This window comes from Streptococcus sp. GMD4S, assembly GCF_000296955.1.
In genome coordinates, this window is record NZ_AJRE01000509.1 from 1 (window position 1) to 1,289 (window position 1,289).

Sequence of the window (1,289 nt, forward strand, 5' to 3'; positions counted from 1 at the left end):
TAGCTGGATTGCTATTAGCCTTGTCACAAAATGCTTTGTATTGGTATCCTTTTGCCTTTATCGCAAACATGTTATGGACAGCCTTTTCGATTTTCATTTCATGTATTCAAGCCTATGTCTTTACCATGTTGTCATCGATGTACATTGGTAAGAAGATAAATGCTGGGGAAGAGTAAGTAGAGGAGGATTAGAAGATGGATTTAACTATTAGTACCATTATTGGTGACTTTATTCTTATCGCTGGTTCCTTCCTTTTATTAATTTTTTTAGTGAAAAAATATGCCTGGGGAAATCTTACCAATATTTTAGATGAACGTGCTGAAAAAATTTCTTCAGATATTGACGGAGCAGAAGCTGCCCGTAAGAAGGCCGAAGAACTCGCTAGCAAACGTGAAGCTGAGTTGGCAGGTAGCCGTTCGGAAGCTAAGACAATTATCGAGAATGCAAAGGAAACAGCTGAGAAAAGTAGAGCTGACATCTTGGCTGAGGCGAAACTGGAAGCAGGACGCTTGAAAGAAAAAGCTAACCAAGAAATTGCTCAAAATAAAGCGGAAGCTTTACAAAGCGTTAAGGGTGAGGTAGCAGATTTGACGATTAGTCTCGCTGGTAAAATCATCTCACAAAACCTTGACGGACAAGCCCATAAAGAACTCATTGATCAGTACATCGATCAGCTAGGAGAAGCTTAATGGACAAAAAGACAGTAAAGGTAATTGAAAAATACAGCATGCCTTTTGTCCAATTGGTGATTGAAAAGGGAGAAGAAGACCGTATCTTTTCTGACTTAGCTCAAATCAAGCAAGTCGCAGAAGAAACAGACTTGCCTTCTTTTTTAGGTCAAGTGGCAGTAGGTGAGTCGGATAAGGAAAAAACCGTTCGTTTCTTCCAAGACTCAGTGTCACCATTAATGCAAAACTTTTTTCAGGTGCTGCTATACAATCACAGAGCAAATTTATTTTATGAAGTAATTGTAGATTGTTTGAGTCGACTTGAAAAAGAAACGAATCGATTTGAAGTAACGATTGCCTCCGCTCATCCATTAACAGATGACCAGAAGGCGCGATTGCTTCCTTTGATTGAGAAAAAAATGTCTCTGAAAGTTCGGACTATCAAAGAACAAATCGATGAAAGTCTCATTGGTGGTTTTGTCATTTTTGCCAATCACAAGACAATTGATGTGAGTATTAAACAGCAACTTCGTGTTGTTAAAGAAAATTTGAAATAGAAAGTGGTGTTCTTTTGGCAATTAACGCACAAGAAATCAGCGCTTTAATTAAGCAACAAATTGA

Annotated in this window: 3 protein-coding genes; all 3 read left to right on the forward strand. The window is 38.2% G+C overall.

Annotated elements, in window-relative coordinates; translation table 11 throughout:
• A partial coding sequence (locus tag GMD4S_RS12175) for a F0F1 ATP synthase subunit A (RefSeq protein ID WP_008291897.1) occupies nucleotides 1-176 on the forward strand: 176 nt, incomplete at its 5' end.
• An 18-nt stretch (nucleotides 177-194) separates the two neighbouring features.
• Nucleotides 195-689, forward strand: a complete 495-nt coding sequence (gene atpF / locus GMD4S_RS12180; RefSeq protein WP_000366311.1) for a F0F1 ATP synthase subunit B — start codon at nucleotides 195-197, stop codon at nucleotides 687-689.
• Nucleotides 689-1,225, forward strand: a complete 537-nt coding sequence (locus GMD4S_RS12185; RefSeq protein WP_000359021.1) for a F0F1 ATP synthase subunit delta — start codon at nucleotides 689-691, stop codon at nucleotides 1,223-1,225. Before atpF ends, GMD4S_RS12185 begins: the two co-directional genes overlap by 1 nt.
• Nucleotides 1,226-1,289 lie beyond the last annotated feature (64 nt).